This window comes from Acinetobacter sp. (assembly GCF_039596015.1).
Lineage (GTDB): Bacteria > Pseudomonadota > Gammaproteobacteria > Pseudomonadales > Moraxellaceae > Acinetobacter.
In genome coordinates this window covers 38993-63982 of sequence record NZ_JBCNKN010000003.1, presented here as the reverse complement: position 1 = coordinate 63982, position 24990 = coordinate 38993, and the positions used below count along the sequence as shown (strand labels likewise).

The window sequence follows — 24990 nt, the reverse complement described above, 5'->3', positions numbered from 1 at the left end:
TTATCCCCTCAACAACGGTTCTTGTGACAAACCTTCACGACAATATTCAGCAATCATTTTTAAACGGCGCTTGGCATTTTTATGAATCGGATTATTCATATCCCATGCGTAACCTGCCAATAAAGACGAAACCATTTCTCGAAGCTCTACATGCTGGTTTTGGCTAAAAACGACATCCTGAAATTCACCACTATACCAAGACTCAACATAAGCCCGAAACACCTGTATTCCCTCTCTTAATGGTTGTTCATACGCTGTCGCCCAGTCGACATGTTGCCCTTGTAACACTCGTTCAACCAAAGGGACAGCCAGACTAGACGATTTCAAAGCGATGGTAACACCCGATGAAAAAACAGGGTCTAAAAATTCACCCGCATTACCTAACAGCGCATAATTTTTATCTGCTAAGTGTTTCACGTTTGCGGAGTAACCCACCAAAGTTCTGACAGGCGTATCAAATTGAGCATTGCGTAACAGATGCGACAGTGCAGGCTCACCTTGCAAAATGGCTTTAAATAATTGTTCTAATGCATCAGACGAGGTATCGCCTGTATAGCCATAATGGTCAAAGAAATCTTGTTCTGCCACAACCCCAAACGATGCACGACCATCTGCAAAGGGAATCAGCCAGTACCATGCCCGATGATCTTTTTCATGTACCGCAATCAGGATTTTTTCTCGGTCAAATGCAGGATCATCTAAGATCCCATCTTCAATATGAGTAAAGACTGCGCGACGTACAGGAAAATCTGATGGACTTTCCAAATCTAAAAATTTAGGCAAAATTCGCCCAAAACCACTGGCATCTAGCAAAAATTTACCTTGAATTTGATACTCAGTACCTGCTTCATCGCGTACCGTTAAAACAGGCTGTTCAGCGTCAACATCAACAGCAATCACTTCATGTCCGTAGCGAATGTCAGTCCCATACGCCTGTGCCTGATTTGCGAGCAATTGGTCAAATGAGGCACGGCGTACTTGCCATGTTGTGCCCGGCCCTTCACTAAATTTTTCACGAAAGTCATAAAAGCTGCGTTGTTTCCCACGTAGAAAACTCGCGCCATTTTTATATTGAAATGCGCACTCATCGACATGTTCCCGAATAACATCCAGTAAGCCCGCTTCTTCCAAAAACACCATACTTTGTGGAAGCAATGATTCACCAATCGAAAATCTTGGAAAATGTTGTCGCTCCAAAATCACCACCTGATGACCTTTTTTCCGAAGTAAGGCAGCGGCCGAACTCCCTGATGGCCCTGCCCCGATAATTAAAACGTCAGTTTGTTGTCGTGTGATCATTTTTTTGTTGACTCCGTTGTTGTTGTAATGCGCTGATCATCTGATATTGAGGATCTGCCATGGTAAATAATGTTGCGTAAATAAATGAGAAAACGACCCCCAGTAAAACGGTCAGTCCAAAACAGTGAATGGCGTAGGTATGGCTAAAGGACAACAGCCCAAAACCCAAGAGCGTTGAGAGCATACATAATAAAAGCGCCATACTCACCACTTTAGGATGATCGTGCCCATGTCGATAGAAAATGGCATAGTCCACCCCAATCCCAATAATCAGGAAGGTTCCCATAATGCTAAATACATTAATTTCAACACCCAGCCACGCCTGAACCGCAAAGGTTGACAGCAATGCCATGCTCACAGGTAACACAAGCGGCATCACCGAATGCGCCCCATAAATGACACCAAGCCCTACAGCCAAACCAATTAATGCAACCAGCAATAACCACTGTGCATGTTCACGATAGTCCTTAAACATATTGGATAATGTCGTGATCGGTTGTTGTAACTGTACATCCTGACTTTGCAAACGCTGCAAGGCGGTCACATCATGGATTCCCTGTAATAAAACTAAACGCTGTTTGGAATCTGGCTGTAAAAAATACAAAGGATGCTGACGAAAATCCTGTACATTTAATAACGGTTGCTGTGCCAATTGTTGTTGCCATGCCAGAACTTCTGTAACAGGTAAATCAAGTGCTTTTGCATAGGCAGTTAGTGCCGATTTTGGAATATGTTCTAAAAGTTCACGATTCTGCTGTTGCTGTGCTTGAGAAGGTAACCATACGCCCAACGCCTGAAAGCCTTGCAATTTTCCTTGCGACTGCAAATCTTGTAATTGCCTAATTAACTGTTGTTCACGTTGCTCAAGTTGCACTGTTGATGATGCCCGAATGACAAAATAATCTGTTGCCTGCTGCTGTGAAAACCGCTGACGAATATATTGATCTTCCTGCTTCAGCTGAGCATCCATACTTTGTAAATTACGAATATCATCATTACTTTTTAGATGAAATAAACTTAATCCACTCAGGATGATAATCCCTAAAATACTGACATAGCGTAAGCGTGTTTTTGCCTGAAAATATTGCCGCGCTTGACCAATCCATTGTAAACGATGAATGGCAGGTTCAGCATTTAATGGTGGCAATCGAGGTAACAGTAAAATACTGGTGATCCATGCAGAAACTAAGCCCACAACAGAAAAGACCGCAATCTGACGAAACCCAGGAAAAGGGGTAAAACTTAACACTAGATATGCCACAACTGTTGTCATCAAGCCCATAAAAAGACTCGGCAAAAGTGGGGTAAGAATCTGGAATCCTTTGAGTTCACGATGCTGTGACTGCAATGCCATAAAATAAAAGGAAAAATCGACACAAACCCCAATGAGGCTTGCACCAAACACCAAAGTCACCAGATGGATTTCACCAAACCACGCATGAGTGACTGCTAGCGCTACTAAACTTCCACTACTGACCGTAATAAATTCGGTAAGCATGGGACGTAAAGACCGAAAACCAAACCAGACAAGGAAAATCAATCCTAGACTTGAACCCAAACCAATTGTAGAGATTTCCTGCTGTGCAGACTGCGTCCCAAAACTGGCAAAAATTAAAGTTCCTGTCCAATGGCTTGTAACGTGTTGTGCCGAAAGTAATGGCTTGATTTTCGCCATCCACTCAGACATTTTTTCCTGATAATCAATATTATATGGACTATCTTTTAGCTCCAGTACCAACAATCGAGATACTTTATTGGCATCATGTAAGGTCGCAAAACCCTGATCTAACTGAATGTTTTGTGTATTATGCTGCGCCAATCCAACCGCGTAACGCGGGAAAAGTAATAGTGGATCATGCTGTAACAATTGCGCAGTCACAGGCATTCCTGGACTCATCAACTGAAGTAAACTTTGGTCTGTCAAAGCAGCATAATCTTTTTGCTGCAATAACTGCTGGTCTTGTTGACTCAACAAACCCGCCCGATGCTCAAATAGCACTTTGCCAAACTGTTCACTGTCAAACTGTGGGCGTAACGGTTTGATCAAATTACTTTTCGCAACTTCCTGCTGTAGTAACTGCGTTGCCCGATCAACAACCTGTGTATTTTGCCCATCCAGAACTACAAACACTTTATTGTTCAGTTGCTGATTGACGTATTGCTGCGTATCCGCCAAGTTTTGCTGCTGGCTAAATTTGGGAAGTAGTGCAAAAATATTGGTTTGAATATGGATCTGTTTATTCAGCCATAGCCATCCCATGCAGATGCTACAACAGAGTAAAATGATCAGCCAGATTGCAGTGGCTTTATTTTGCCAATTGGAATAGCGCATGTTCTTGAGCAGTTAGATTTTGAGGTTGACTGGTTTGCTGACTAAATCGAATTTGAGTCAGATTATTATCTTTTTCCTGAATTACAATCTGGTTGACATAGCGTGCGCCCTGCACATTGACCTGATTAAATAATTTTTTGAATAACGTACTCTTAGGCGTTAAAGTTACCGCCCATCCCTGTGCGTTATGGGTTGCATTGACAATATTAAAATTGCTTGCCAGTGCTTTTTCATCACCCGCCATCAGCTGTAAAAACAGTGTCGCAACCGAACCATAAGGTGACTGCTGTACGTTAATTTGACTCATGGTGCGCTGAGTTTTTTGAACAAGCTTTTGTGGCGTGACAATCAAGTCCGCCTGAACAGGACTTTTCATTTGCCACAGCACACCTTGCTGTTTGCTAAAAACAACATTTCCTTTTGACACATAAGTCTTATTTAAAGAAGCCAATTTCTTTTGCTGCTCAAAATGGGCATGTACCACAGGGGTTGCTGAAACCTGTTGAAAAACTTCACGTACCTGATCAATTGGAGCTGCGAATATTGTTTGGAAAGATGATGCAGCAAATAAAGCTGCGATTCCCATAATACGAGAGTGAACTTTCATTATTATGCTCCTGTTGGCTCAAAATCAGCCCATGTATTTAAGCAATCAAATAAGATTTGTGGGGATTGCAAACAAAGTTCACGTGTCTGGAGATTAACTGCAACCTGCATGGTGTAGCCTTTTGTCAAACGCTTACCTGTTTCTGCATCAAAAACCAAATAATCGATTTTTAAACGGTTTTCCCATTCTTTTAAGATGGCACGTACCCGAATTTTTTGTTGAAACTGAATCCCATGCACATAACGAACATGACTTTCAATCACAGGCCATACATAACCTGATGCCTGCATTTCCATATAGTTATAGTGAAACTGATCGAGCAATTTGCAGCGCGCAATTTCAAAATACTTTAAATAATGCCCGTGCCAGACCACATACATACTATCGACGTCGTGAAAAGGAATCTCTATCGTGACCTCAGCGTACATCTATATTCTCCGCTTGGTTGAACCATGCACTATTAAATAACGCTAAGCGTTCTAAACTATCGACAATCTGTTGTAAATCGTATTGTAATGGTCGGTCTTCTTTAACCAGATGAAAATGCTGTAAAGTCCATTCAACAAATTGCTGTAAGATTGGACTCAACTGTTGCAGGTCAATTCCACGTAAATGAATGGCTTGCACACTGGCACAACATAATGCGGCAACCACTTGCTCGGTTAACACCAAAACCCGTGTCGCATCACGAGCAGCGATTGTTCCCATACTGACCTTGTCTTGGTTATGACATTCTGTCGAACGAGAAAAAATAGATGCCGCTAAAGTCTGTTTTAAAGCTTCTGCTGTCCAAGCAGACACGCCAATTTGAACTGCTTTAAATCCATGATTTAAAGGTAACCGATCTGTCGATGCACCCGTTAAATTACGTGGCAATCCATGATTCATTTTGTGATCAACCAACTGTGCCATCTGTCTATCTAGCAAATCAGCGATATTGGCAACCATGAGTTTCAGACTATCCATAGCCTGAGCAATATGACCACCGTAAAAATGACCACCATGAAGTACTCTAAGTCCAACAGGATCAATCAATGGGTTGTCATTACTTGAATTCAACTCATTTTCAATAAACTGTCTTAACCAAGGCTTAGAGTCTTCAAACACCCCAATAACATGCGGTGCACAACGCAAAGAATAACGGTCTTGTAACCGTGGGCTCTGGCGTTCCGTTTGCGCGGCTGAGTTTAAGACCTGACGCAAAACGGCTGCAATTCGCTGCTGCCCCACATGTGGCTTTTGAGCAAAGAGTACTTCATCGAAATGACTTGGATTTCCTTCAAGTGCCAATACATTTAATGCAGTGATCAATGTTGCTAAGGTTGCGGTCTGCTCTGCTTTCTTAAAATTCAAACATGCGATTGCCGTCATGACCGCAGTACCATTCATCAGCGCCAAACCCTCTTTGGGACGCAAACGAAGTGGCTCAATCTGATAATGCGTATAGACCTGCTGCATCGGTGTAACTTGCCCTTGCCAGTAAACATCTCGTTCACCAACCAACGCGCCTGCAATATACGACAACGGTGTTAAATCACCACTTGCACCGACAGATCCTTCAGAGGGAATAACAGGAATAATATTTTCATTGAGCATCCAAACCAGACGCTCAAGTAGTTCTAAAGAAACGCCAGAATAGCCTCTCGCCAATGAACACAGTCGTACCAAAACAACAGCTCGGGCAGTTGTAAGATCTAAATTCTCCCCCATTCCACAACCATGAAAACGTGACAGTTGCAGCGGCAGTTCATTCACCTGATGTCTCGGAATTTCAACTAAACAGGAATCGCCATATCCTGTTGTAACGCCATAAATCACCCCATCTTCTTCAAGAAGCTGATCTAAAAAGTCGGCACCTTTCTGAATTTTTTTATGCCATTCTTCTGAGTTAGGTAACCGAACCGAGAGCTGTTGCTGCGCCACCTGAACCACTTGCTCAATATTTAACGGCTGATCCCCGACAATCAATGTTGTTATCATTTTTAACTATTTCCAAAACGAATAGAAATTAAACCATTGGTAAGGTACACGCTTACAATGGAATTCAAGTAATTTAATATAAGCCTCTGTAAACACTGCCATTTGTTCTAGCCGACCTTTCCGTGGCAACTCAATTCGGGCTGCAATGGCATGAAAATGCACTTCAAAATGCTGTTCAACACGATAGCAAAAACTGGCAACAACGGGCACTTTTAAAAGATTTGCTAAAATCCAAGCACCTTGCGGCCATTTGGCTTCTTGCCCTAAAAAATACAAGCTTTGTGTCCGTTGCGAATGAACAGGAACACGATCCGCAGCAATAATCACCCATTCGCCAGCATCGAGTTTGTCCTGTAAAAGAATAGTGGTTTCCATCCCCAACTGGTCAACTGCAATTAATGAAACATCCGATTTGGCGCTAATTTTTTTTAAAAACTGGTTAAATTGACTGGCATGTTTTTGATAAACCAAAACATTAATTTTTTGCTGATGTTCAGACTTTAAAGCACGCAATAACTCGATATTGCCAAAGTGCGAAACCAAAATAATCAAGCCTTTGCCATAATGGCTGCTCAAATGTGCATGTCCATAAATCTGCAACTGCTGTTCAGAGATTTCCCCTAGCCATCCTTGCATTTTATCGACAATTGCTTCAGCAAAGCACAAAAAATGCCGATAACTTTGCACCCAAGTTGGCATACGCTGAAAAGGAGATTGGTCTTGAGCAAAAACATGTAATTTTTGTAGATATTCCAATGACGCCTGTCGTGCATTGGATGAAAACAACCAATACCACATCACAATAAAATACAGAATCGCCTGTATAAACCAACGTCCAAAAATACGATATAGCCATAGCACGAGCAGCAATGGCAACATCCCACCTTTTTCTTTGATCTCATTCCATGCAGGCGAACGGAAATCGGACATTAATCTCGATCTCTAAAATGCTGTTGTAGCAAACGCGGAAAACGATAAATCATTCCTGCAAATAACCGTGAATGCATCTTTGTCAGCATCCAGTTATCTTCCCATAAACGAAAATGCGAAATACCCTGCTCTGGATAAATAACAGGTGTATCAATATTTCTAAAATGTACGCCTGCCCAGCGTAACCGAACGAGGATTTCACTGTCAAAGCCCATACGCTGTGGCAATTTGACCTGATTGATAATCTTGAGGGTTTCGGCTAAGGGATAAACCCGAAAACCACACATACTGTCTTTTATTTCCAAAGACAGGCTATTAATCCAGACCCAAACATGTGTTGCATAACGCCCATATAAGCGTTTTTTAGGAACACTGGCATCAAAAACAGGACAGCCAATAATCATTTCATCAGGATGATCTTCAGAAATTGCTAGAAATTTCCCAATATCTTGCCAGCGATGTTGTCCATCGGCATCGAGTTGCAACGCATGACTGCATCCTATCTGTGCTGCGTGTTGCAGCCCTGTCATCACTGCTTGCCCTTTACCCATATTGTGTGGATGTTCAACCAAAATAATTTCAGGATATTGCTGTGCTAAGGTCTGTAAAATATTTGATGTCGTTGCATCGCTGCCATCATTAACCACAACCGTGGGTAAAGAAAATTGCGACAAAAATTCCATCATCTCAGCAAGATAATGCGGATGGTTATAAACAGGAATCACAAAAGCGGCACGATAACTCATGAAATTGCACTCTCCTGAACCTGAAACAACAAACGACCTGATGTGATATTTTTATCGGCATCTTTTAATTCAAAACTCACTTTATGCAATTTACGACTTAGTGTCAGTTGCAATACTTGATAGGGTTGAATTAAATCCTGAAATTTAAGCTGCTCATATCCCTGACACCAATCTAAATCGCCCCAAGTTTCACGTGCAAAATGCTGTAAAAATGCAATTTGCCCAACGCCCGGATAAATCGGATGATTGGGGAAATGTCCTTTAAAACATTGTAGTTCAGGTGGAAATTCAAGCTGTAAAATCACGTGTTGTTCTTGTTGCTGCCGAGATAAAACAACGGGATATTGGGCATTTTGAAACAAATCAATTAAATCCTGTTTGTTCAGTTTAGACTGGCTATTTAATGGAAGTTGAGATAGAAAACGCCATTGTCGAGGGATGGCAATACGCTCCAGAATAGGCTGTAACTGTTGTTTCAACTGCGTCACAAATGCATGTTTACCCTGTTGTTTTAACTGCTGTAAAGCAGCCAAATTTAAAACAGCAACACACACCAATAACTGACGTTGATCGTGCTGAATCAGTAAAACATGACAGTGTAAGATAGATTCTAATTGCTGAATTTTTTGTTCAATCTCATCTAAACTTAGGCGTTTTTCTTCTAATTTTACAATACGGTCGATACGACCTAATAACTGGAACGGACTTTGTAAATTTTCAGGGTGCAACACAACAACACGGTCGCCCGTTTGAACCCAGTCGGTATCACAGGCATGTGGACTACGCATCGACAATTGCTGTTCGGCATCACTTTGAATCTCGACATCTGAAAACGGTTGCCACAGGGCATCATCCGCACTGCGATATGCAATTCCGCCTGTTTCAGAGCTGCCAAAAATTTCAGTAACAGTGACATTAATATTCGCGCGCGCACCCTGCTCAAGTTTTCCACCTGAAGAATACAGCGCGAAACATGCCTGTAACTCAATATCATCCGACCAGCGTTTCAGTAAGGCGGGGCTGGTAATTACATAGTTTGGATAAGCAATATTTGCCAAACGCTGCTGTAATTGCACCACATATTCTGGATAAATTAATTGCTCACGATAAAAGCTACGCCCTGTTGCCAACGGTAAAAGAACTTTAAACAGGAGTCCATAAATATGCTGATGGCTGACAGTCGCTATCGCAACAATTTTTTGAGGTAATTTAAAACTGTGTGCTAGACCTTGAACTTCACATAACAGTTGTTGCAAGGAACGTCGGATTTGTTTCGGTACGCCTGTTGAGCCCGAAGTAAAAAATACGACTTCACTCTCTTTTAATAACGTATCTGTAACACTCAGCGTTTGTTGCAATGGTGCAATTTTAATTTGCTGGCGCTGAATAAAACCAATGCCCTGTTCAGCAAATTGTTGTTGTAATTGTTGTACCTGACTCGGGGGCAAAATGACGCGTTTTTTCGCAAATAAAAGCGCAAATAAAAGAACTAAAAACTCATAACTATCTTGCTCCCATAACGCAAAAGCAGGTTCCGGTAATCGAACCATCGCCTGTGCTTGGGTCGCAACATCTTGCCAAAACTCGGCAAAAGAAATGGATTGAAACTGTGTATCGAAACACAAAGGAAGATCTGCTGTTAGATAATCATTAAAATGGCAAAGTTTCATTGTTGATGTATTCGTTGTTGACGCTTGCGTAAAATAAATTCACCGCTCAGTAAAACACCCATGAGCAAATAAGAAATCAGACCATTATAAAGTACCCAGATTCGCATCGAGGTAAAAAAAACGGTATATGTGGCAATCACCGCATTGATCAGAAAAAAACCGCACCAGACCATCGTCACTTTACGTGTCCACTGTACTCCCGACTTGGGTAAATCTGGTTCAAAAATCCGAGCAAAGCGTTCAATCATAGACGGTGGTCGCAACAGCGTAAATAAAAACATACTCAATGCCGAAAGACTCATTGCCACGGGATAGAGTTTAAGCCAAGCCTGATCTTTTAAAATTAAACTCAGCCCACCAGAGACAATCGCCAAATACGTGAGTGGTAGCATTGGACTATTGCGGCCCGTAAAATAACGCACAATACCCACAATAATCAGCAATATGCTAATTTCCCAAAGTTTCCCGTGGGATAAACTCCATCCGACCAAAAATGGGTAAGCCACCAAAATGATGGCCGTGATCCATTTTATGAACTTGGGCATTCTTTTGTCATATTCTGAATGACAACCACAACATCCTGTACAGTACGGACATTTTTAAAGTCTTCAGGATTTACTTGCTTGCCTGTTAATTGCTTAATTTTCACAATTAAATCTACCGCATCGATACTATCAACATCTAAATCTGAATATAAATTAGCGTCGAGCTGGATTTTTTCAGGTTCGATTTCAAATAAATCTTCCATCCACGCACGTAATTGTTCAAGTATATGCTCTTGAGTTAACATTCCGATTCCTTATGCGCTCTGCATTTCAACTAATTTGACTAAACTTTGAATAGATTGGAAATACTTTTTAGTATCTTCAGATTCCGCATTTAAATGGATGTTGTAACGCTTTTTTAATGCCAAACCTAATTCAAGAGCATCAATCGAATCCAACCCCAAACCTTCATTAAATAAAGGGGCTTCATCATCAATATCTGCAATAGAAATATCTTCTAACGCTAAAACATCAATAATCATTTGTTTTAGCTCATCAGCAAGATTGCTCATGTTTATGTAACTCTCGATTAAATAAATGATAAAAAAACTGATTTAAAGCCCGCACATTTTTTGGGGTCACGGTTAAATCATCTAAAACATGGTCAATTTGCACCGAATCCAAAACCTTAATTTGGATATGAAAAGGCCTAGATGGAATGTGATACCATTTTTCATTTTTCGTTAGGGTCGATGGTGTACACCAAATCAATACGGGGCGAATAGGAACATCCGCACGTAATGCAATATTTGCTGCACCACGTTGAAAATCATTAATGAGATGATTTTTTTCAGTTCGTGTGCCTTCTGGAAAAATTAACAGTGATGCTGCATTTTCTTCTTGTAATTTTTGCACACAATCCTGAATAAACTGTTCTGACCCTTCATTTAAAATATAGGCTGCATTTCGTACAGGCCCACGGGTAAAAGGATTTTTCCATAATCCTTGTTTTACAATACAGTTTGCTTTTGGCATTAGCCCAATCAGCATAACAACATCAATCAAAGTAGGATGATTGGCAATCACCAACTCACCTTGACTATTTGCTAATTTTTCAGCACCGTCAATGCGATAAGTCATGATGCCCAACTTCACCATCATTTCAATAAAACCATGAAAACTATGACGAATAATTTGTTGAGTTAAATCAATCCGATGTTTGGGATCAGAGGTATACAATTTTACAGCAGGGGCAATTACAGAACCAACCAGCAAACCACCGACACCAAAACTTGTAAAACAAGCCCCTGTCGCCATCATCCGCCATACGTAATTAGCACGTTCCTTGCCTTTTTTTAACATCGTTGCCATATCCCTGAAGCTGTCTGGCTTTGATTATTCTGCCAAAATGACAAAAACTCCTGAACTTCCTGTTCAGGTTTTGTATTAAACATCATCTTTTTTGAAAGCAGATTCATTTTTACATTCGGGTCGTCTAAAGTCACAATCGCAGCAATTGAATATGCGTCAAACGAATGAACTTCCTGATACATTGCTGGTAATGGCGCATCATAATAGACCACCAAAGCAGATGTCGTATCTTTTTGTGTCTTCAAAAATGCATAGGCTTCTAAAATCGCTTCTGACCATGAACAGCTTAAACTGGTTGATGGTGTCGCATCCTGATATAAAATAGAGTAAAGACCAGCTATTGCATTATGCACAGAAGTTGAAAATTGAGTCGGAGATGGAGTCTGACCTTGTAAAATATCCTGCAAGATATTGATCGTCTTTTGTTCATCGCCAAAACGCGATCCCCAAACAATATACTGTACTTGGTGTTCGCGAAGTGCTTGAACTGCACTGTTGAGCGCAAGTTTTGCAAGTGTAGACAACCGACGACGCTGCATTGCAGGAATATGACTCAGAATCTGAAAATCAGAGTCCATCGCTGTTGTATAAAGCTGTTGTAGTCGTAAATGCAACACGCTACTCCGAATCGAACAAAAAATAAAATCTATTATAGAAAAAAGTGCGAGCTAAAATAACAAAAAAACACTTTAAATTAAATACAAATATAGGAATCGGAATATCTGTGTCTATGGTCTACAAAAAAGGCTATCTTTTTCGATAGCCTTTTTATCTTGATTAGATTAACGCTTAAACTTTTTCTCGGCTTTCTTAAACTTCTGCACATAACGACGGCGACGTGCTGCAACACGTTCATCAACCTGCGATTTACGTCCTTCAAAAGGATTTTCAGAGGTTTTAAAGTCGATACGAACAGGCGTTCCTTCAAGCTTATATACTTTACGGAACACATTTTCCAAGTAACGACGATAATCCGCAGGCGTTTTATCAACCTTATTACCATGAACCACAATCGTTGGTGGATTTTGTCCGCCCATGTGCGCATAACGCATTTTAATACGACGACCACTAATCATTGGTGGTTGGTGTGCTTCTGTCGCATCATTTAAAATTTGCGTTAATTTTGCTGGAGAAACTTTTAAATTTGCAGATTCGTATGCACGGTGAATCGAAGGATAAAGTTCACCGACACCTGTACCATGCAATGCTGAAATTAAATGAATACGTGCCCAAGGAATGAAATCGAAACGACGTTCAACATCTAACTTACATTGTTTGCGATCATACTCAGACATGTTATCCCATTTATTAATGGCGATTACCATGGCACGACCCGCTTCAAGTGCGTAACCAATCAAGTGTAAGTCTTGTTCAACCACACCTTCACGTGCATCCAATACAACAACCACAACATGTGCATCTTTCATTGCTTGTAAAGTTTTCACGACTGAGAATTTCTCAATCATTTCATCGACTTTACCTTTACGACGCACACCTGCGGTATCAATCAAAGTATATTGACGACCATCTCGTTCAAACGGAATATAAACCGAATCTCGTGTGGTTCCTGGTTGGTCAAACGCCACGACACGGTCTTCACCGAGTAATCGGTTGACCAGTGTTGATTTACCCACATTTGGACGACCAATAATCGCAAGGCGCAAGCCTGTTGCTTTGTCGTGTTCTTCTGGGTTTTCGTCTTCTGGCACATCTTGAAGAACATCTTCAAGCATCTGTGCCACACCACGACCATGGCTTGCCGCAACATGCAATGGCTCACCAAAACCAAGTTTATAGAATTCAACAATCGCCGCTTCAGCGTGTACGCCATCGACTTTGTTCGCAACCAAGAAAACTTTTTTACCTAAAGTTCGAAGCTCTCGTGCAATTTGCTCGTCTGAAGCCAATAAACCCGCACGCGCATCAACCACAAAAACAATGATGTCTGCTTCATGAATTGCTGTTTTGGACTGCTCCGCCATATAGGCATCAATGCCTTGCTCGCTCTCACCAATACCGCCAGTATCAACAACAATAAATGATTTGTTTTGATAAACAGCATCACCATATTTGCGGTCACGGGTCAGTCCAGCAAAGTCAGCTACAAGTGCATCACGACTTTTTGTGATTTGATTAAATAACGTTGATTTTCCGACATTCGGACGCCCAATCAGCGCAATAACGGGTTTCATAGATTAACGATTCTGCCAAACGCTTAACGCGCCTTTTTGAGTTGAAACATAAAGTTGATTGTCAATCACACGCAATGAACTCACTTGTCCTTTGGTGTTAGATCGACCAATTAAATTACCTGTATCTGGGTCGATTAGACTTAGAACGCCATCGAAATCACCCACGACCAAATTGGAACCAAACAGGACAGGGTTACTTAAATTACGACGTAAAAGCTGATCATTTTCCCATAATTTTTGACCACTCATCAGGTCATAAGCAATCACTTTACCAGTTGTTGTGGTAATAAAGACTTTGCTTTGGGTCACTTCAGGACGCTGATTACTACTTGCATCATCACTCCACACCACTTGTTGTTGTGCGAGATCTGTCACAGTGACCTGACCTTGATAACTGGTCGTTACCATAAATTGTCCCATCATTACAGGATCGCCATCAATATCATTCAGACGTTGAACATCTGAACGACCTTCTGCAACGGCTACGCGACGCTGTAAACGTGGAACACCACTAATGACATCAATACCATAAACATAGGCATTAGCGGTCGCAATCAACACATGATTTGGATCGAGTTGTACAGGTGCTGCTTGTCCGCGTAAGCTAAATGGTACACTCGGCAAACGGTATGTCCATAGTTGCTGACCTGTATTTTCGTCATGCGCATAGACATTTCCGTCATTACTTACTGTAATCACACGACCCGCCTGAATATGAGACGGTGAAATGATTGAACCAGAAAGTTGTGCTGTCCATTTTGTCTGGCCTGTTGTCTGATCCAATGCAAAAAGCTCACCTTTTTGATTGCCCACAACAACAATACCATCGGCAGCTTCAACGCCTGCACTTAATCCATATTTTTTAGTCAATTTAGTTGACCATAAGCGTTGCTTGCCTTTATAGGCTTCAACAAAACCTTTTGGATCAGCAATGAATAAAACACCTTGATCTACCGCAACCCGTAAACGCAAGTCGTCATTTTTATTGGTTGCAGCAACATGTTGAGAAAACACAGGCACAAGTTGTTTAGATTGCGCTAATTTAGGCAATGGACTTGGTTTTGTATTTTCATCTTTAACTTTATGTGACGAGCAACCAACCAATGCAGCGGCAACAATTGTTAGTGCAAACGGGATTGTAAATTTTTTATCCATTTAAGACTCATCCACCTGTGTTTTCAAAATTGGGCGTTCAATATTTGGATCATCAACTAAAACGCCAACACTTTCGAGTTTAATTTGTAAAATTTGTCGTTCTTGTTTACGGGCAATGCTTACATCCCATGCACTTTGATACGCTTTTTTCGCATTTGCAATATCATTTTTAGCCACAAAAATATCGCCACGTGCTTCATCTGCTGAGGCTTTAAACGCAGGGACTGTGATCAAATCCAATGTTTTCAAAGCATCATCATATTTCTTTTGTGCAGTTTGCGCATAGGCAAGACGAAGATTAACCAATTGCAGTAAACCTTCATCATCTATTTTAATATTTTGTACTTTTTTCAATTCACGCTCTGCCGCCGCATAATCGCCCTGATCAAAGGCAACTTTCGCCATGACAAATTGAGCCTGAATTGCTTGAGCAGAGTTCAAATCTTTTTTAATCACGGTATCAGCCAAAGGTGCAAGCTGGGCATATGCTTTTGCATCTCCAGCCATGCTTTGAGCCTGATCCATTAACTGTTGAACCCGTGCAGTTTCATTTTGCGAACGATGTAACTGTTTCTTTTGCCAATAACTCCAGCCAAAAAAAGCAATGAGCGCAACTAGAACGCCACTTATCGCTGCAGAACCATATTTTTTAGTTAATGATTTGAGATTGTTAAGTTGCTCTTCTTCTGTTAGCGCATTCATTGAATGATCCTTTGGGGCTAAATTTATAAATTATTGAGCAAAATATTGCGTTAAGAAGGGCAAGATTTCAGCAATTGCCAAATCTTTTTGTTCAGCCGTTGCCAATGTTTTTAAAGCAACCTGCTGATTTTCCCACTCACGTTCACCTACAATCAGTGCAAAAATAGCACCTGCCTGATCGGCTTTTTTCATTTGGCTCTTCAAGCTACCTTGAGAACCTGTTTTTAGACGAATAGATGAACCTTGTTGCTCTAACTGATCACGCAATTGTTCAGCCAAAACCAGTGCTTTTGCCTGATAAGCAGGGTCAGCCAATAAGAAAACTTCACAATCACGAACGGCTTGTGGCGCTTCAACTTGCTCAAGCAACAACAATAGACGTTCCATACCCATCGCAAAACCAACCGCAGGAACAGATTGATCTGCTTTACCTTTAAGTTGTCCAACCAAGCCATCATAGCGTCCACCTGCACAAACTGTGCCTTGTGAACCTAAAAAGGTTGTTGTCCATTCAAAAACTGTTTTGTTGTAATAATCTAGGCCACGAACCAGTTTTTGATTAATCACAAAAGAAATACCCGCATCTGTCAAATACTGTTGTAATTGAGCAAAATGCTGCATGGTGTCTTCTTTTAAGAAGTCATGTAACTTCGGTGCATTTTCTAAAATCTGCTGGGTACGTTCGTTTTTAGAGTCTAAAATACGCAATGGGTTTGTCGTTAAACGGCGCTGTGAATCTTCATCTAACTCATCTTTATGAGCAGTTAAAAACTCAACCAATGCTTGACGATATTCGTTACGTTCGTCAACTTCACCTAATGTATTGAGTTCAAGTTGCACTTTATCCAAAACGCCCATGCGTTTCCATAAACGTGCAGTCATTAAAATCAATTCAGCATCAATATCAGGTGTTGCGACACCAAAGGTTTCTACACCAAACTGATGAAACTGACGATAACGCCCCTTTTGTGGTTTTTCATAGCGAAACATTGGCCCGATATACCACACACGCGGTGTTGCACCACGTAAAAGGTTATGTTCAAGCATCGCACGGACACATCCTGCGGTTCCTTCAGGACGCAAGGTTAATGACTCTGGTGGATTACCCTTGTCGAAAAAGGTGTACATCTCTTTTTCAACGATATCGGTCGCATCCCCAATCGCCCGTTTAAACAAGCCCGTATGTTCAACCATTGGCAAACGGATTTGTTGATAGCCGTAAGCATCCATTAATGATGATAGATGCTGCTCTAGACGTCTCCACGCTGGTGTTTGCGAAGGGAGAATGTCATTAAAACCTTTAATTGCAACAATTGAACTCATGACGAACTACGAATGATCTCTTTAGATTTAGCTTCTTCAAGCTCTTGAACACGTTGACGAACCATTGTTTCGATTTCATCAACCAACTGATCGGTATCAATTAAATGGCTTTTTTCGCCATTTCGATACACCAATGAACGTGGACTTGCCCCCACGACACCAATATCTGCCTCTTTAGCTTCGCCCGGCCCATTCACCTTACAACCAATCACAGAAACATCCATTGGTGTACGAATATCTTCTAGGCGATCTTCCAAGGCTTGCATCACCTTAATCACGTTAAATTCTTGACGTGAACAGCTCGGGCAAGCAATAAAATTAATACCATTAGAGCGCAGCCCTAATGATTTTAAAATATCAAAACCGATTTTAATTTCATCTTCAGGTTCAGCTGCTAACGAAATACGCATGGTATCGCCAACGCCTTCCATCAACAAACCACCTAAAGCAATTGCTGATTTCACCGTACCCGTACGATAAATCCCTGCTTCTGTTACGCCTAAATGAAGTGGATTATCAATCTGTTGTGACAATAAACGGTACGCATCCATCGTCAAGAACACATTAGAAGCCTTAACGCTGACTTTGAATTCCTGAAAATCCAGACGATCTAAAATATCAATATGACGTAAAGCAGACTCTAATAATGCCTGCCCTGTCGGTTCGCCATATTTCTTTTGTAAATCTTTCTCTAAAGAGCCAGCATTGACCCCAATACGAATCGAAATTCCATGATGTCGTGCCGCAGCAACCACTTCGCGCACTTTCTGGTCTGAACCAATATTCCCTGGGTTAATCCGCAAACAGTCTGCACCATAATCTGCAACGGCAAGTGCAATTTTATGGTCAAAATGAATGTCAGCAACCAACGGTACTTGTACGCGTTTACGAATAAGACCAAATGCTTCTGCCGCTTCCATTGATGGAACCGAAACCCGCATGATATCCGCCCCAGCATCAACGCAGCGTTGAATCTGTGCCACGGTTGCATCAACATCACAGGTTTCTGTATTGGTCATACTTTGTATGCTGATTGGAGCATCACCACCCACATAGACAGAACCAACACGAATTTTACGTGTTGGACGTCGCTTGATTGGATTTTCTATCATGACTGAGCTCAACTTAGATCATTTAACGAGACAGACGGAAATCGGCCTTACCATTTACCGTATATGGTGACAATGAAATCACTTCATTATTTAAGCTTAATGAAGCAACTGCTTTTGCATCATCCAAACGAATTTGAAACGGTGATACCCCTTTCAAATCCAAACTATCTGATTGACGACCTGTCGCAAGGACTTTACCCGACGAATCCACAATATTCACTGATGTTGGACGAGCAAATTTAATGACCAACTGATCACCACTTGCGGTTGAACTATTTTGATCGACTGGCACAACATCAACACTTGATTGAGATTGCTGTGCAACGGATTGAGCCTGATGGCGTTTAGCTGACCATTTTTGAATGCCCATAACCACAAGTGCCAGAACAATAATGGCTAACACGCCATATATACTACGTTTAAGCCACTTTCTATTACGATCACTATTCGAACCTGGAAGTTTCCCCATGATCTTGATTGGAGAATCTTTTAAGGCATGATTAGGCAACAACCCAGTATCATTGGCATAAATTTCATCAAAACGCTGTATAATTGTGGATGCATCCACGCCTAAAAATTTAGCATACGTCCGATAGTACCCTTTAATAAAAGTCGCTTCAGGCAATGATTTATAATCATCTTTTTCCAAAGCTTCTAATGTTTTAACAGGCAAACTTAACTCTTTCGACACTTCTGCCAATTCACGCTTTTGGTTAAGACGAATATGACGTAAATATTCACCTGGACGTTGAACATTGCCTAATGTATTAGGAGTTGTTGGTGTAGCCGTCGATTGCTGTGAATTAGGATTTACTTCCATACCGCCTCAGTACTGTACTGTAATTGCAAATAACGTTGATATTCTTGGCTATCAGGGAACAATGCCCTTAATTGATTCACCAAGACCTGCATGCTCATGTTATCACCATTTGCACGCATAATGCGAATACCTACCCATAGACCCCGCGCAGATTGATTCTTATTTCCGACAACACGAACATAATCGTCATAAGCTTCATTTGCAGAGGTCATTTGTTGGCGCAGGTAAAAAATTTCTGCTAACTCTAACATTGAAACGCTGGAGCTTTGATTGACCTGTAGTGCCTGTTTGAATGTTTTTTCAGCATTCGACACATCTCCAAGCTTCATATAAGCCTGCCCCAGATTTTCAAGCGCCATTCCGCGCTGTTCATACCCCAAAGTAGAACCCGCGATACGGAGTTGCTCAAGCGCATCATTATAACGCCCCATTTGAAAGAGGTAACGCCCATAATTGTTACGGGTTTGTGCATTATCAGGCTCTAACGAGAGCGCCCGTTTAAAGTAACTGTCTGCTTTTGCCAAGTTTTCGGGGCTACCTTCTTGTTGTAGCAAAATTCCCATCAACATATTGGCTTGTACGTTGCGGCTATCTTGCTCAAAAACTTCATCAAGCGTCCGCTTTGCCGCATCCAGATCCCCATTACGCAAATATTCAGCTGCAATCTGGGTTCTGATTTCTGCGCCTTTTTTAGGATCTTTCTTAAATTTAGACGGTTCAGGGCTGATATCTGGATACTTAGGCTTGTTATCTCGGGTAGTAATGGTTAACCCTTGGCAGCCAGTGATTCCCAAAAGGAATACCCCGATACTTGCTAGCGTAACGACAGACTTTATGCTCTTTTTTTCCACGCTAAAATCACCTCTAAATTAAGAATTATCCCTGAGAACGCATAATCTCATTTTTTTCAGAAATTTTCTTTTGCCATTGCGCAGCACGACGTGTACGGTCAGCCACTTGACCAACTAACTGCCCACAAGCGGCATCGATATCATCGCCACGAGTTTGACGAATCGTGCAAACAAAACCTGCATCTGACAAAGTTTTTTGAAATGCAATAATCCGATTTCGACTTGAACGCCCATAAGGTGCATGTGGAAATGGATTAAACGGGATTAAGTTAATTTTACTTGGTAAATTTTTCAAGAGTTTAATCAGTTGTTGCGCATGCTCGGGTTTATCATTTACCCCATCTAGCATCACGTATTCTATAGTGACATGTTTACGCGCACTTTCATTACCATCTTTTGCAAGGTAACGCTGTGCAGCAGGAATTAATTGTTCTAGTGGATATTTTTTATTGATTGGCACCAATTCATCACGCAAATCATTGTTTGGTGCATGTAATGAAATTGCCAAAGCCACATCGAGTTCTTCTGCCAGCTTATCAATCATTGGCACAACGCCCGATGTCGATAAAGTCACACGGCGTTTAGACATACCATAAGCAAAATCATCCAGCATCAATGACATTGCATGAACAACTGGTTTAAAGTTCAGTAATGGTTCGCCCATCCCCATCATAACCACATTGGTCACAGAACGCGTACGCTCAGCAATCGGCACTTCTTCCATGTAAGATTGGTTTGCAACCCAAAGCTGCCCAATAATTTCAGAAGGTGTTAAATCACGCTGAAACCCCTGCTTACCTGTTGAACAAAAAGAACAATCCAGCGCACAGCCTACTTGTGAAGAAATACAAACGGTTTTACGAGAACCCGTTTTATCTTCGGCTGGAATTAAGACAGTTTCAACCAGTGAGCCTTCACCATCTCCCACACGAAATACCCATTTACGAGTTCCATCTTTTGAGTAATGTCGATGAACCACGTCTGGTGCTTTGATTTCACACAATTGTTCTAATTTGGCACGTAACTTCCCTGAAATATTGGTCATTTCAGCAAAATCAGTCACAAAATATTGGTGAATCCATTTCATTACCTGACCAGCACGGAACTTTTTCTCGCCTAGGCTCTCAAAGAATTGCTCAAGTTCAGCACGTGACATCCCTAGCAAATTTACTTTTTGCTCGGGTGTTGCAGGCTGTTGCAATGTGGCGGAGTTGTTTTGCTCATCTGGAACCGAAGACGAACCAACTGTTTCAATAGCCATAATGTAGTAATACCTAAACAATATCAAAGGAGAGAAACGGACTGTGTATGTAACCCGTCAGAGAAATTTAAAGAATAAAAAAACCAGATAAGTAGTATAGCACTTATCTGGTTTTAAATGTCTCGATTAACGAGTACGTGGGCAAACTTCTGTTTGAGCAAAGAAGTAAGACACTTCACGTGCAGCAGATTCTACAGAGTCAGAACCGTGAGCAGCATTTTCGTCGATGCTTACAGCGAAGTCTGCACGGATTGTACCAGGAGCAGCTTCTTTAGGGTTTGTTGCACCAAGAATTTCACGGTGAGCAAGTACTGCATTTTCGCCTTCAAGTACAGATACAACAACTGGACCAGAAGTCATGAACGCAACTAGATCAGCAAAGAAACCACGTTCTTTGTGTTCAGCATAGAAGCCTTCAGCTTCAGCTTTAGAAAGGTGTTTCATTTTAGTTGCAACGATTTTAAGACCTGCTTTTTCAAAACGTGCAAAAATGTCACCAATGTGGTTTTTCGCTACTGCATCAGGTTTTACGATAGATAAAGTACGTTCGATTGTCATGATTAGGTTCCTCAACTCAAATTCAGAGATAAAATTTTGCCGCATTATACCGATGAAAATTATAATAATCAGCAGTAAAAGTGTAAAAGTTTGATTTTTTTAGCGTGATTAGTTCACCTCATCAATCCAAGCCATTTGAATTGCTTCAAGTAAGCCCTCGGTTGATTTTTGAGGATCATCACTAAAATCAGGTAAAGCACAAACCCACGTATGTAAGTCTGTAAAACGAATCCACTGTGGATCAACATCAGGGTGTGCTTCTAATAACTCAATGGCGATGTCCATACTGTCTGACCAACGTAAACCCATTTTTCTTTTTTCCTGAACTCAACAATAATCTGGTTACTTTAACAAATTTTTATTCTAAGGACATATCTAAAACTGTACCGCATACATTGGCGCAATCCAGATACTTAAACCGCCAATCACACCACCCAGTACCGCGCCAATCAGAACATCGCTTGGATAGTGCAAACCCAAGATCATCCGTGACAATGCAACCAATACTGTAAAGGGCAACATGAAGATTAACAATATCGGTTGTATATAACCCAGAACACACGTCGCCATCACTGCATGTTGAGTATGTCCAGAAGGAAAGCTGAAATGATCTAAAGGTCGTTCCCCCAAGACAATGACTTGGTGAACTTGATAAGGTCTAGGTCGAATCGTTTTATGTTTCAATGCCTTATAAATCAGTGTAGAAATAGCGGCTGTCATCAGCAAATACAACACAGGAATCACACTTTGCCATGCCTGAACCCAACATGTTGCCAACAGCATGATGACCCAAAACCAGCCATCACCTAAACGACTAATCCATTTAAAAAACTGACTGATACGTGAGGAATGTGAAAGGTGGTTCAAATAAATGCAACCTTTCAGGTCTAGTTCCAAAATCCGTATTTTTATATCTTGTAATTTCATGGCAACGACTCCAGAGATGCTTAGGCAAATCCATAATGGAAGGTTTGTACAACCCCTTGCAAAGCTTGCTCAAATTGCTGGACAGGATGTTCCCACCCCACATGTTGTACGCACTGTTGCGCGTGTTTGCCCATTTTTCGAATTTGCTCTATTGGTGGCAATTGCTGTAATTGTTGTTCAAAAAGTTGTTTCTGTTTTAAAGGTATTTTCCAACCTGTTACATCCTGTTCGATATATTGATGTGCACAGGCATAATCATAAGCAACGACAGGTAAACCACTTGCCATCGCTTCTAAGACGACATTTCCAAAGGTTTCTACTTGACTGGCAAAGACAAAAACATCACTGCTGGCATACGCTTGTGCAAGTTGTTCGCCTATTAATGCACCTGTAAAAATAACCTGCCCAGTTGAATCCATTTTTTGCAAGCGAGCCTTGTCAGGTCCATCCCCCACAATCACCAATTGGACATTTTGAGATGTATCTTGTTTAGCCTTCAAATACGCCTGTATGATTACATCAATTTCTTTTTCTGGCGATAATCGCCCAACATACAACATGACTGAGGTCTGTTCGTCTACGCCCCAAGTCTGCCGCAGCGTTAGACTACGATGAGCAGGCGAAAAACGCTGCACATCTACACCTCGGCTAATAATTGCTAAAGGACAACTCACCCCACACTGGCGCAATGCTTTTGCCGTATCTTGGCTTGGCACACAAGTCAGTTGTGTCTGATTATGAAACCAGCGTAAATAATGCTGAATGGGTTTAACAAGGAATGCCAAATCAAAGAATCGGCTAAATTCCTGAAAGGGTGAATGAAACCCGCTAGAAATCGGGATATTGTCCAGTTTTGCAATCTGCAATGCGAGCAAGCCAAGCGGCCCCTCGGTAACAATATGCACCACATCGGGAGCAAAAGCCTGAATTGAGTTACGCACTTTCGTGTACTGCGGCATGCCAAACTGCAAATTTGGGTATTTCGGAAGTGATTTTGCCCAAACCAGACATTCTTGTTGTGGGGTAAACTGAGTACAAGCACGGCTTTGCTCTGGGCGAATCAATAAAATTTGGTGACCTTTTTTTTGTAAGCCTTGACAGAGATACATCAATGACTGCGCTACACCATTGATTTCAGGCGGCCAAGTTTCAGTCACGATTACAATTTTGAGCTTCTGTTCAGAAACCAACGGGAATTGAATTGCATGCACATTATTCCATTGTGTTAATCGCATAAACTCTTGTTTCAGTTCTGGCCATAGATTCCATTGGCGCTTGAGTACGGTAGAGAGTGACATCAAAATCACCTTACTTTTGTTGTTATAACACTACCTTAAAGCTTAATTCTTGCATTTTGATGATGAGTCGATGACGATTTTTTGACAGCAAGAGATTATCTTATTATTACGTAAATACAATTTCCCAAAAAACTTTTCGAGGCGTATTCTTTTAACCTTGTTTTCATACTTCATTCAAGAGCCTGCTTTATGACGTATAACCCCAATACTTTGGCAGCCATCCCCCCTCACCACCCTCTCGATTGGGACAAAATTCGAAGTATTTCAATCGATCCCGTCGATGACCCTCTCATTCAGATCACCGACCTCAATCGTCAAAATCTGATACTGCAACCCTACTATTATCAACAGCAGATTTTGGGCGCAACTCCCGAATTTCATATTCGAAAAAGTGTACTGAATAAACTGCATTATGCCTCAACGCTTTTACCTAGCGGATTGCGTTTAAAGCTATTAGATGCATGGCGTCCACGTACCTTACAAGCGGCACTGGTTGACAGTTTCAATGCAGATATTGAATTACGCTACCCAGCACATACCCAAGAAGAAAAACAAAAAATTCTTGCGCTTTTTGTTTCCCCGCCAAGTGCAAATCCATATCAACCTAGCCCACATATGACAGGAGGTTCAGTAGATGTCACCTTGTGTGATGAACACGGGCAATCTCTTAATTTAGGAACAGATTTTGACGCACCTGTAGATGAAAGCTGGACAACTGCATTTGAACCCTACTCTGAACATCCTGCGCATAGACACCGCCGAATTTTATATTGGGCAATGATCAATGCTGGCTTCACCAATCTTCCTTCTGAGTGGTGGCATTTTGATTATGGCAACCAGTTATGGGCTTATTTCAAACAACAACCTGAAGCGTATTATTTAGGGATTGCGGAATAATGAAATAAAAAGATGCGATACAGTCAAACTGGTCGCATCTTTATAAAAAGAACATACGCTTGCTCCCTAAAAAGCAAGATTGACATAAACCGTGTCACGATAAATTCCCGCAGGTACCTGAATCGAAGGCCGATCTTCAAGATGCACCGCAATAATATATTTACTTGAGTCTGCACTGCGTGCGGTTAAAGGCACATTCCATTTGTTATCTACAGGGCCCGATACCGTTAAACGAGTTCTCAATTTATAAGCGCCATTTGAAACAAAACTTGAACCATTCACATCCTGTAAATTAGCACTACTAAACGTAATGTTATAGGCATGATCACAACGAATATTAAAGGCCGTTGCTGCCTGACTATGATAATAACCCGCCAAAAACATACGAGAATCTGTGACTGAACCTAACGAACACTGCCCTGCATAGACCATGCTTCCGAAACTACACACGATACATACCAACAATCGTTTCAT

At 41.3% G+C, this 24990-nt stretch carries 27 protein-coding genes; 1 reads left to right on the top strand and 26 read right to left on the bottom strand.

Annotated elements, in window-relative coordinates; all coding sequences use genetic code 11:
* From ABDV70_RS03895 to ABDV70_RS03775, 25 genes are all read right to left on the bottom strand, one after another.
* A complete protein-coding gene (locus tag ABDV70_RS03895) occupies positions 1-1299 on the bottom strand; it encodes an NAD(P)/FAD-dependent oxidoreductase (protein ID WP_343595589.1) in 1299 nt (432 codons plus the stop codon).
* Complete coding sequence (locus ABDV70_RS03890) at positions 1277-3631, bottom strand: hypothetical protein (RefSeq protein ID WP_343595587.1); 2355 nt, start codon at positions 3629-3631, stop codon at positions 1277-1279. Before ABDV70_RS03890 ends, ABDV70_RS03895 begins: the two co-directional genes overlap by 23 nt.
* Positions 3606-4217, bottom strand: a complete 612-nt coding sequence (locus ABDV70_RS03885; RefSeq protein WP_343595952.1) for an outer membrane lipoprotein carrier protein LolA — start codon at positions 4215-4217, stop codon at positions 3606-3608. The genes ABDV70_RS03890 and ABDV70_RS03885 overlap by 26 nt, the downstream gene beginning before the upstream one ends.
* Before the next feature lie 23 nt (positions 4218-4240).
* Complete coding sequence (locus ABDV70_RS03880) at positions 4241-4666, bottom strand: thioesterase family protein (protein WP_343595585.1); 426 nt, start codon at positions 4664-4666, stop codon at positions 4241-4243.
* On the bottom strand, positions 4656-6215 hold the full coding sequence (locus ABDV70_RS03875) for an aromatic amino acid ammonia-lyase (RefSeq protein WP_343595950.1): 1560 nt from the start codon (positions 6213-6215) through the stop codon (positions 4656-4658). The genes ABDV70_RS03880 and ABDV70_RS03875 overlap by 11 nt, the downstream gene beginning before the upstream one ends.
* Positions 6216-6224: 9 nt before the next feature.
* Positions 6225-7148, bottom strand: coding sequence for an acyltransferase (locus tag ABDV70_RS03870; protein ID WP_343595583.1), 924 nt, complete (start codon positions 7146-7148; stop codon positions 6225-6227).
* A complete protein-coding gene (locus tag ABDV70_RS03865; RefSeq protein ID WP_343595581.1) occupies positions 7148-7894 on the bottom strand; it encodes a glycosyltransferase family 2 protein in 747 nt (248 codons plus the stop codon). The genes ABDV70_RS03870 and ABDV70_RS03865 overlap by 1 nt, the downstream gene beginning before the upstream one ends.
* On the bottom strand, positions 7891-9564 hold the full coding sequence (locus ABDV70_RS03860) for an AMP-binding protein (RefSeq protein ID WP_343595579.1): 1674 nt from the start codon (positions 9562-9564) through the stop codon (positions 7891-7893). Before ABDV70_RS03860 ends, ABDV70_RS03865 begins: the two co-directional genes overlap by 4 nt.
* Complete coding sequence (locus ABDV70_RS03855; protein ID WP_343595577.1) at positions 9561-10109, bottom strand: septation protein IspZ; 549 nt, start codon at positions 10107-10109, stop codon at positions 9561-9563. Before ABDV70_RS03855 ends, ABDV70_RS03860 begins: the two co-directional genes overlap by 4 nt.
* Entirely contained in the window at positions 10094-10360 is a 267-nt protein-coding gene (locus ABDV70_RS03850) for an acyl carrier protein (protein ID WP_343595948.1), read from the bottom strand. The genes ABDV70_RS03855 and ABDV70_RS03850 overlap by 16 nt, the downstream gene beginning before the upstream one ends.
* Before the next feature lie 3 nt (positions 10361-10363).
* Positions 10364-10621 (bottom strand): phosphopantetheine-binding protein, encoded by a 258-nt coding sequence (locus ABDV70_RS03845; RefSeq protein WP_343595575.1) that lies wholly within the window; start codon positions 10619-10621, stop codon positions 10364-10366.
* A complete protein-coding gene (locus ABDV70_RS03840) occupies positions 10605-11411 on the bottom strand; it encodes a lysophospholipid acyltransferase family protein (RefSeq protein ID WP_343595946.1) in 807 nt (268 codons plus the stop codon). Before ABDV70_RS03840 ends, ABDV70_RS03845 begins: the two co-directional genes overlap by 17 nt.
* Entirely contained in the window at positions 11405-11998 is a 594-nt protein-coding gene (locus ABDV70_RS03835) for a beta-ketoacyl synthase chain length factor (protein WP_343595944.1), read from the bottom strand. Before ABDV70_RS03835 ends, ABDV70_RS03840 begins: the two co-directional genes overlap by 7 nt.
* Before the next feature lie 204 nt (positions 11999-12202).
* On the bottom strand, positions 12203-13612 hold the full coding sequence (gene der / locus ABDV70_RS03830; protein ID WP_343595573.1) for a ribosome biogenesis GTPase Der: 1410 nt from the start codon (positions 13610-13612) through the stop codon (positions 12203-12205).
* Between the two features lie 3 nt (positions 13613-13615).
* Complete coding sequence (gene bamB / locus ABDV70_RS03825; protein WP_343595572.1) at positions 13616-14767, bottom strand: outer membrane protein assembly factor BamB; 1152 nt, start codon at positions 14765-14767, stop codon at positions 13616-13618.
* Complete coding sequence (locus ABDV70_RS03820; RefSeq protein ID WP_343595571.1) at positions 14768-15469, bottom strand: tetratricopeptide repeat protein; 702 nt, start codon at positions 15467-15469, stop codon at positions 14768-14770. It abuts the gene before it with no gap.
* A 30-nt stretch (positions 15470-15499) separates the two neighbouring features.
* Positions 15500-16792 carry a histidine--tRNA ligase gene (gene hisS, locus ABDV70_RS03815; protein WP_343595569.1) on the bottom strand — a complete coding sequence of 431 codons (1293 nt, stop codon included), beginning with the start codon at positions 16790-16792 and terminating at the stop codon, positions 15500-15502.
* The gene (gene ispG, locus ABDV70_RS03810; protein WP_343595567.1) at positions 16789-17904 is read right to left on the bottom strand and encodes a flavodoxin-dependent (E)-4-hydroxy-3-methylbut-2-enyl-diphosphate synthase; all 1116 of its coding nucleotides are present in this window, start codon (positions 17902-17904) and stop codon (positions 16789-16791) included. The genes hisS and ispG overlap by 4 nt, the downstream gene beginning before the upstream one ends.
* A gap of 22 nt (positions 17905-17926) precedes the next feature.
* Complete coding sequence (locus ABDV70_RS03805) at positions 17927-18724, bottom strand: RodZ domain-containing protein (protein ID WP_343595565.1); 798 nt, start codon at positions 18722-18724, stop codon at positions 17927-17929.
* Complete coding sequence (gene pilW, locus ABDV70_RS03800) at positions 18715-19575, bottom strand: type IV pilus biogenesis/stability protein PilW (protein WP_343595563.1); 861 nt, start codon at positions 19573-19575, stop codon at positions 18715-18717. The genes ABDV70_RS03805 and pilW overlap by 10 nt, the downstream gene beginning before the upstream one ends.
* Positions 19576-19600: 25 nt before the next feature.
* Positions 19601-20836, bottom strand: a complete 1236-nt coding sequence (rlmN, locus tag ABDV70_RS03795) for a 23S rRNA (adenine(2503)-C(2))-methyltransferase RlmN (RefSeq protein ID WP_343595561.1) — start codon at positions 20834-20836, stop codon at positions 19601-19603.
* Positions 20837-20962: 126 nt separating this feature from the next.
* Positions 20963-21394 carry a nucleoside-diphosphate kinase gene (ndk, locus tag ABDV70_RS03790; protein ID WP_343595559.1) on the bottom strand — a complete coding sequence of 144 codons (432 nt, stop codon included), beginning with the start codon at positions 21392-21394 and terminating at the stop codon, positions 20963-20965.
* Positions 21395-21502: 108 nt separating this feature from the next.
* Positions 21503-21703 (bottom strand): Fe-S cluster assembly protein IscX, encoded by a 201-nt coding sequence (gene iscX / locus ABDV70_RS03785; protein ID WP_343595557.1) that lies wholly within the window; start codon positions 21701-21703, stop codon positions 21503-21505.
* Between the two features lie 66 nt (positions 21704-21769).
* Positions 21770-22321, bottom strand: coding sequence for a phosphatase PAP2 family protein (locus tag ABDV70_RS03780; protein WP_343595555.1), 552 nt, complete (start codon positions 22319-22321; stop codon positions 21770-21772).
* A gap of 20 nt (positions 22322-22341) precedes the next feature.
* Positions 22342-23619 (bottom strand): glycosyltransferase family 1 protein, encoded by a 1278-nt coding sequence (locus tag ABDV70_RS03775; RefSeq protein WP_343595554.1) that lies wholly within the window; start codon positions 23617-23619, stop codon positions 22342-22344.
* Between the two features lie 189 nt (positions 23620-23808).
* Here ABDV70_RS03775 and ABDV70_RS03770 point away from each other — a divergent pair, with 189 nt between their 5' ends.
* Complete coding sequence (locus ABDV70_RS03770; RefSeq protein ID WP_343595553.1) at positions 23809-24516, top strand: M15 family metallopeptidase; 708 nt, start codon at positions 23809-23811, stop codon at positions 24514-24516.
* Positions 24517-24582: 66 nt separating this feature from the next.
* On the opposite strand, the gene ABDV70_RS03765 is transcribed toward ABDV70_RS03770, so the two are convergent.
* The gene (locus ABDV70_RS03765; RefSeq protein WP_343595551.1) at positions 24583-24990 is read right to left on the bottom strand and encodes a hypothetical protein; all 408 of its coding nucleotides are present in this window, start codon (positions 24988-24990) and stop codon (positions 24583-24585) included.

Excerpts from the sequence above, each read along its gene's own strand:
- ABDV70_RS03820 (WP_343595571.1), bottom strand. The coding sequence starts at position 15,469 with ATGAATGCGCTAACAGAAGAAGAGCAACTTAACAATCTCAAATCATTA.
- rlmN (WP_343595561.1), bottom strand. The coding sequence starts at position 20,836 with ATGGCTATTGAAACAGTTGGTTCGTCTTCGGTTCCAGATGAGCAAAAC.
- iscX (WP_343595557.1), bottom strand. The coding sequence starts at position 21,703 with ATGGGTTTACGTTGGTCAGACAGTATGGACATCGCCATTGAGTTATTA.
- ABDV70_RS03845 (WP_343595575.1), bottom strand. The coding sequence starts at position 10,621 with ATGAGCAATCTTGCTGATGAGCTAAAACAAATGATTATTGATGTTTTA.
- ABDV70_RS03835 (WP_343595944.1), bottom strand. The coding sequence starts at position 11,998 with ATGGACTCTGATTTTCAGATTCTGAGTCATATTCCTGCAATGCAGCGT.
- ABDV70_RS03780 (WP_343595555.1), bottom strand. The coding sequence starts at position 22,321 with ATGAAATTACAAGATATAAAAATACGGATTTTGGAACTAGACCTGAAA.
- der (WP_343595573.1), bottom strand. The coding sequence starts at position 13,612 with ATGAAACCCGTTATTGCGCTGATTGGGCGTCCGAATGTCGGAAAATCA.
- ABDV70_RS03770 (WP_343595553.1), top strand. The coding sequence starts at position 23,809 with ATGACGTATAACCCCAATACTTTGGCAGCCATCCCCCCTCACCACCCT.
- ABDV70_RS03880 (WP_343595585.1), bottom strand. The coding sequence starts at position 4,666 with ATGTACGCTGAGGTCACGATAGAGATTCCTTTTCACGACGTCGATAGT.
- ispG (WP_343595567.1), bottom strand. The coding sequence starts at position 17,904 with ATGATAGAAAATCCAATCAAGCGACGTCCAACACGTAAAATTCGTGTT.
- ABDV70_RS03895 (WP_343595589.1), bottom strand. The coding sequence starts at position 1,299 with ATGATCACACGACAACAAACTGACGTTTTAATTATCGGGGCAGGGCCA.
- ABDV70_RS03890 (WP_343595587.1), bottom strand. The coding sequence starts at position 3,631 with ATGCGCTATTCCAATTGGCAAAATAAAGCCACTGCAATCTGGCTGATC.
- ABDV70_RS03765 (WP_343595551.1), bottom strand. The coding sequence starts at position 24,990 with ATGAAACGATTGTTGGTATGTATCGTGTGTAGTTTCGGAAGCATGGTC.
- ABDV70_RS03775 (WP_343595554.1), bottom strand. The coding sequence starts at position 23,619 with ATGTCACTCTCTACCGTACTCAAGCGCCAATGGAATCTATGGCCAGAA.
- ABDV70_RS03805 (WP_343595565.1), bottom strand. The coding sequence starts at position 18,724 with ATGGAAGTAAATCCTAATTCACAGCAATCGACGGCTACACCAACAACT.
- ABDV70_RS03870 (WP_343595583.1), bottom strand. The coding sequence starts at position 7,148 with ATGTCCGATTTCCGTTCGCCTGCATGGAATGAGATCAAAGAAAAAGGT.
- hisS (WP_343595569.1), bottom strand. The coding sequence starts at position 16,792 with ATGAGTTCAATTGTTGCAATTAAAGGTTTTAATGACATTCTCCCTTCG.
- ABDV70_RS03860 (WP_343595579.1), bottom strand. The coding sequence starts at position 9,564 with ATGAAACTTTGCCATTTTAATGATTATCTAACAGCAGATCTTCCTTTG.
- ABDV70_RS03855 (WP_343595577.1), bottom strand. The coding sequence starts at position 10,109 with ATGCCCAAGTTCATAAAATGGATCACGGCCATCATTTTGGTGGCTTAC.
- ABDV70_RS03865 (WP_343595581.1), bottom strand. The coding sequence starts at position 7,894 with ATGAGTTATCGTGCCGCTTTTGTGATTCCTGTTTATAACCATCCGCAT.
- bamB (WP_343595572.1), bottom strand. The coding sequence starts at position 14,767 with ATGGATAAAAAATTTACAATCCCGTTTGCACTAACAATTGTTGCCGCT.
- ABDV70_RS03885 (WP_343595952.1), bottom strand. The coding sequence starts at position 4,217 with ATGGGAATCGCAGCTTTATTTGCTGCATCATCTTTCCAAACAATATTC.
- ndk (WP_343595559.1), bottom strand. The coding sequence starts at position 21,394 with ATGACAATCGAACGTACTTTATCTATCGTAAAACCTGATGCAGTAGCG.
- ABDV70_RS03840 (WP_343595946.1), bottom strand. The coding sequence starts at position 11,411 with ATGTTAAAAAAAGGCAAGGAACGTGCTAATTACGTATGGCGGATGATG.